Origin of the sequence: Curtobacterium sp. PsM8 (assembly GCF_030433875.1) — a bacterium.
Lineage (GTDB): Bacteria > Actinomycetota > Actinomycetes > Actinomycetales > Microbacteriaceae > Curtobacterium.
In genome coordinates, this window is record NZ_JARUXD010000015.1 from 55,998 (window position 1) to 62,083 (window position 6,086).

The window sequence follows — 6,086 nt, forward strand, 5'->3', positions numbered from 1 at the left end:
CGGGTCGGCCCCGCCAGGTCGCCCGGCTCGAGCGGGCGGTGCGCCCGGCTCGCGCGGTCAGCGCGCCGTGGTGAACGCGACCCGGTCGGAGGTCGTCTCGTGGCCGGTCCGGTCGTACGCCAGGACCGCGACCTCGTAGTCGGTCCCCGCAGTGAGGCGGTCGACGATGACCGACGCCTGGCGCGGGTTCGCGATCACGTGGGCGCGGATGAGTTCGCCGTCCTGGAAGAGCAGGACCTGGTGGCCGAGCAGCTCGGGCGTGACCGGCGAGTTCCAGTTGACGATGACGCGGTCGGACTGCTCGGCGTTCGCGTGGACGTCCGCCGGGATGACGGGCCCGGCGACCGACGGATCGGCGGCCGTGGTGAACGACACGGCTTCGGCGGCGCTGACGTTGTCGTCCGAGTCCTGTGCGGCGACGACCACCTCGTAGTCGCGGTCCGGGTCGAGGCGGTCGACGACCTGGCTCGTGCGGTGGGCGCCGGGTACGGGGTACTCGCGGATCACGTCGCCGTCGCGCAGGAGCGTCACGGTGTACAGGATGCCGGGGCCGTCGTCGGTGCTCGGGGTCCAGTTGACGGTCACCCGGTCGTGCGCGACGTCGGTGACGTGGACGTCGCCCGGCGTGGTCGGTGCCTGACCCTGGTCCTCAGCCGCCGAGCAGCCGCCGACCGCGGCGCCACCGAGGTCGCAGCCCTGGACGGTGAGGGCGCTCGACCCGTCACCGGCGATGCCGAACGAGACGTACTCGCTCATGCCCGCTGCCAGTGCGCCGTTCTTCGGCGTGAGCGTCACGCGGTCGCCGTCGACCTGTGCGTCCACGTTCCAGTCGGAGTGGTTCTCGAATGACCCGTTCGGCACCGAGAACGTCAGCTCCCAGTCCGACGCACCCGCGGTCGGGTTCGTGATGACGAACTGACCGCTGCTGTAGTGCTGGCTGCCGTCCCACATCTGGAGCTGGCCTGCGGTGCCGGTCGCGGCCTCCTGGGTCGGTGCGGCCGAGGCGACGGACGGGGCGAGCAGCGTGCACCCGATCATCGCGGCGGTCATCGCGGCGGTGGCGAGGGTGGAGGAGCGGAGGGACATCAGGATGCCTTTCGGAGGGGAACGTCCGCCGGAGCGGATCGTGTCCGCCGGTGCGGACGTCGACCATCGTGCAGCGTGCCCGGGCCGGCGGGGCGTCTCCGGAAGTCGACAGGAAACCATCGCTGCTGCTTGGTCTACACTCGATACGTGATATCCAACATGTCGACTGACGCGACGATCGATCGTCCGCTCCGCCCGCTCGAACGACTCGTCGAGACGCCGTCGGACCGCCTCCGTCGGATCGCGCGCATCGGCGCCGTCGTCCTGCCGGTGGCCGTCACCGGCTACAGCGTCTGGTACGACGCCCTCGCGGCCCGGGCTGCGCCGGACCTCCTGCAGGTGCTCGTGTTCGTCATCGGCGGGCTGTCGCTGTACGCCGTGCACCGCTGGCCGCTGCTGCCGACGGTTGTGGCCCCGATCGTCTGGGCGATGACGGGCTCGTGCTCGTTCGTCGTCGTGATGAGCGCCGTGGTCGCCGCGCGCCGGGGACGCGGCTGGTGGGTCGTCCTCGGCGTCTTCACCGTCCTGCACCCCCTCGGGCTGGTGCCCGACCCGTGCATGTTCCGGGCCGGCCACGTCGCGGTCCCCGCCGAGTCCGCGCCCCTCGTCGCCGTCGTGCTCCCCGCCCTGGTGGGCGGCGCCGTCGGTGAGGCGCGTCGGGTGGTCCGCGCCCGGGAGGAACGGCTCCGGTTGCAGGCCGCCGCCGCAGCCGCCCGGGCGGCCGACGTCGTTGCGCAGGAGCGGCTCCGCCTCAGCCGCGACCTGCACGACGTCGTGGGACAGGGGGTGAGCCGGATGACGCTCCACGCCACGGCGCTCGCTGCCCAGAGCGACGACGAAGCGACCCGTCGTCTCGCCACCCGCATCGCCGACAGCGGCGCCGGACTGCTCGAGGACCTGCACTTCGTCGTCGGTCTGCTCCGCCGCACCGAGGCACAGCCGGTCACTCGGCACCCCGTCGCGACCGATGCCGGCTCCCTCGCGACACCGTCCTGGCAGGAGTCCTTCGACGCGGCGCTCGAGGACGGTCAGGACGTCGTCCGCCGGGGACCCGCCGCCGGACCGCTCGCCCGGACCGCGGGGCTCGACACCCGGTGCGCCGCGGTCCTCGACGCGGTCGCCGCCGAGGCCCTGCACAACGCACGGAAGCACGCTCCGGGCAGCGTGGTCGAGGTCACCGCAGCCCTCCTGCCGGACCGACTGGTGGTGACGTTCCGGAACGCCGTCCCGTCGCGCTCCGTCGCAGCCGGTGTCGCAGCCGGCGGAGCAGTCGTCGACGGGCTCGCCGACGCCTGCCGGACCGGGGGACACGGGCTGGCGGTCGCTGCCGAACGCGCGGCAGAGGTCGGCGGTCGCCTCCGACACGCTCGGACCCCGGACGGCCGCTTCCGTCTCGACCTCGAGCTGCCCCGATGACCCGCGTGCTGCTGGTGGACGACGACGACGACATCCGGTCGAGCCTCCGGATCGTCATCGAGTCCGAGCCCGGACTCGTCGTGGTGGCGCAGTGCAGCGACGGCGAGCGTGCCGTGGCCGCAGCCCGCCGCCTCCGGTGCGACGTGGCCGTGGTCGACCTGCGGATGCCCGGCATCGACGGCATCGAGACGACCCGGCGGTTGCGCGAGTGTCCGGCAGCTCCGACCGTCCTCGTCCTGACCGCGTTCGACGACGGCGACGACGTGCTCCGCGCCCTCGCTGCCGGTGCCTCCGGGTTCCTGCTCAAGGGCGCACGCCCGCACGAACTGCCCGCCGCGATCGTGGACGTCGCCGCCGGACGGTGTGTGCTCGCGCCCGCGGTGGCCGACGCCGTCGTCCGTCGTGCCGTGGCTCGCGACCACGAGGAGCAGCCGCTGCCGTTCGACGACCTGGGGGACCTCACCGACCGGGAACGCGAGCTCGTCGTCGCCGTGGGGGAGGGGCTGACGAACGCCCAGATCGCCGGGCGGCTCGGCGTCACCGCGACGTCGGCGAAGACCTACGTCTCCCGCATCCTCGACAAGCTCGGCCTGCAGAACCGCACCCAGCTCGCCATCGCCGCGCACCGCGCCGGTCTCGTCTGAGCCCGGCCGTCACCATTCGGAGACGTGGCTCGTGCCGGGGACACGCGGACCATGGGAGGACCGTCCCCGTCACTCCGAGGAGTCCTGCCGATGTCGTCCCGTCCCCACCGCCGACCCCGTCCTCGCGCGCTGCCCGCACTGGCCTGCGTGCTCGCCGGGTCCGTCCTGTTCGCCGACCCGGCCGTCGCGCTGGACCGGGCAGCGCCCACGACCGCCGGCTCCGGCTCGGGCTCGGTCTCCGCCTCGCTCGAGCTGTCGGACGCGACCGCGTGGTACGCCGGCGGACAGTTCGTCGTCCGGAACACCGGTGAGACACCGGCCGGCTGGCAACTCCGGTTCCGGGTCACCGGTGGTGCCTTCGACAGCTGGGCGAGCTGGATGGCGGACACCGAGCAGCACGGCGACGAGGTCACCATCACGGCGAAGCGCGGCCAGGAGCTCGCGCCCGGCGCCACCGCGAACCTGTCCTTCGGCATGACCGGCGACGGCTCGGTCGTCCCGGCGGTGCAGGCGTGCAGCATCGACGGCACCGACGTGGCCGGCTGCACCCCGGACGACGACAGCGACGACGGCGAGGGCGGCAGCGGTCCGGAGGTCCCCGCCGAGGACACCGTCGCGCCGAGCACCGTGCCCGACTTCGCCGGCGACCCCGTGGACGCGCACACCGCTCGCCTCCGCTGGGCAGCGGCCACCGACGACCGCGGCGTCGACGGGTACGTCCTCACCCGTGCGGGTGCCGCCCCGACGCACCTGCCGGCGGACGCGCGGGATGCCCGGATCGCCGACCTGCCCGACGGCACCGCCGTGCGGTTCACCATCAGCGCGGTCGACGCCGCCGGCAACACCGGTCCGGCGGCCACCACCACGGTCACGACCCCGGAGGCACCGACGCCCCCGCAGCACCTCGTCGTCGCGCCGTCCCACTCGGTGGTCCCGGTCCGTGCCCTCGGGGACGCCGAGGCCGCACGTCGTGCCGAGGGACGCTCGTACCGTCACTCGGCACACGAGCCCACCGGTCGTTCCGTCACCGCCGGCGACACCGTCACGATCACGGTGCCGGCGGGCGTCTCCGGGCTCTCCGCACGCTTCGGTCTGTACGGCGTGTACGCGGGCCTCAACGGCGGGAAGGACGTCGGCGTGCAGACGGTCCCGCTGCAGCCGGGCGTGAACCGCCTAACCGTGCCGAAGAGCGGGCCGGTCCACCTCCTCGACACCGCTGCCGAGGGCTCCCGGACCACGACCGTGCGCGTGGACGGCGGGGCACCGATGGCGACCTTCGTCGAGGGCGAGACGACCGAGGCGCAGTTCGCCGAGCGGATGGCGTCGTCGACCGCGCCGATCGTCGAGCTCATCGGCGACGACGTCCTCGTGCAGGTGCAGAAGCCGATCGCCCAGCGTTGGCTGCTCGACCGGGGCATCCAGGTCGGCCCCCGCATCCGGATGATGGAACGCTTCGTCGCGAAGACCGACGCCGTGTTCGGGCTCGACCGGGCCGCGACCGGGGCAGCACACCGGGCACCACAGCGTGTCCTCGTCACCAACCCGGACACCGGGGGTGGCTACGCCAGCGCGTCCCACGACTGGATCCGCTTCCAGAACGACACCGGCGCGATGCGGGACCTGCTGTCGAAGGCGCCGGCGGACCAGTGGGCGTTCTGGCACGAGGTCGGGCACACCTACCAGCCGGACTGGATGAACTGGTCGGGCCTCGGCGAGGTGTCCGTGAACGTCTCCGCCCTGGCGAACCAGGAGCACCTGACCCCGGGTGTGAACCGGCTCGACGAAGCCGCCACCCGGAAGAAGGCGGCCACGTTCTTCGCCCTGCCCCAGGCTGAGCGGCACTTCGACCGTCAGGACATCTGGCTGCGTGTGCTCATGTTCGACCAGCTCCGCCGGGCCTTCGGGGACGACGTCTACGGCCGGATCGCCCAGCAGTTCCGCGTCGACCGGGCGCTCGGTGCGACGGTGCCGAGCAGTTCGGACACCGCGGCGCGCAAGCAGCAGTTCGCCCTGGTCGCCTCCGAGGTCACCGATCGTGACCTCACCGCCTTCTTCGACGCCTGGGGACTGGGACTCACCGACCAGACTCGCGCCGCGACGGCCGAGCGCCCTGACCCGGCGTTCGACCTCACCGCCAACCACGACCGCCGGACCGACCGCCTGGACCACGTCGTCCGGTACGCCGTCCCGACGGGTTCCGTGCAGGCGGCGGGGACCGCGACCTACGGGCAGCGGACCGCAGGCGGAGCACTCGAACTCACGACCACCCCCGGCCCCGACGTCACGGTCGGACGGGCCCGGCTGCAGACCCTGGCCGTCGGGACCGGCGCCGGGTCCGCCCAGGTCGAGTTCCTCGCCGCGGACCGTACCCCCGACGTCGTCCGCGTCCCGGTCGACGTCCGACGCGGCACCATGGTGCAGTACCGCGGTCTCGGTGACACCGTGATCGCCGAGCTCGTCCTCGACCCTGCGAGCGGCACCCTCTGGCTGCACAAGGCCGGCGGCGGCACGACCGCCCACGGGAACTTCTCGACCCGGTACGCCGGTGCCCGGGTGGTCGAGGCCGACGGCACCACCGTCACCGACGGCTGGCTCCGGGGCGTCGAGACCGCGGGTGCCTTCGCCGCGCGCTTCGGCGAGGTCGCGGTCCACGACGGGCAGTTCCTGGTGCTCGACCACCTCGAACCGGGCAACCGTCTGCTCCGCTGGAGTGCGGACACCGCGCTCGGGCGGGACACCGCCACGCGGCAGGCGTACCGGATCGCGGGCGGTGCGCTCGTCCCGGTGCCGGTCGAGTCGGTGCCGCAGCGCTGACCGCGCAGCGCTGACCGCGCAGGACGGACGCCGAACGGCCCGGGGGGCCAACAACTCACCCCGGCCCGCCCGGGTGAGGCGGGGGCCGCCCCGCCCAACCAGGCCCCCCCCCCGGGGAGTACAACA

General features: G+C 73.5%; 4 protein-coding genes. 3 read left to right on the forward strand and 1 reads right to left on the reverse strand.

The genetic code is table 11. The features are described from left to right. Positions 1-57: 57 nt before the first annotated feature. Positions 58-1,086, reverse strand: coding sequence for a fibronectin type III domain-containing protein (locus QCD68_RS05555; protein ID WP_301222334.1), 1,029 nt, complete (start codon positions 1,084-1,086; stop codon positions 58-60). Between the two features lie 147 nt (positions 1,087-1,233). On the opposite strand from QCD68_RS05555, the gene QCD68_RS05560 reads away from it, so the two are divergent. From QCD68_RS05560 to QCD68_RS05570, 3 genes are all read left to right on the forward strand, one after another. After that, a complete protein-coding gene (locus tag QCD68_RS05560) occupies positions 1,234-2,502 on the forward strand; it encodes a sensor histidine kinase (RefSeq protein WP_301222335.1) in 1,269 nt (422 codons plus the stop codon). Then, the gene (locus QCD68_RS05565) at positions 2,499-3,146 is read left to right on the forward strand and encodes a response regulator (protein WP_301222336.1); all 648 of its coding nucleotides are present in this window, start codon (positions 2,499-2,501) and stop codon (positions 3,144-3,146) included. The genes QCD68_RS05560 and QCD68_RS05565 overlap by 4 nt, the downstream gene beginning before the upstream one ends. A gap of 90 nt (positions 3,147-3,236) precedes the next feature. Beyond that, positions 3,237-5,960 (forward strand): M60 family metallopeptidase, encoded by a 2,724-nt coding sequence (locus tag QCD68_RS05570; protein WP_301222337.1) that lies wholly within the window; start codon positions 3,237-3,239, stop codon positions 5,958-5,960. Positions 5,961-6,086: the final 126 nt, after the last annotated feature.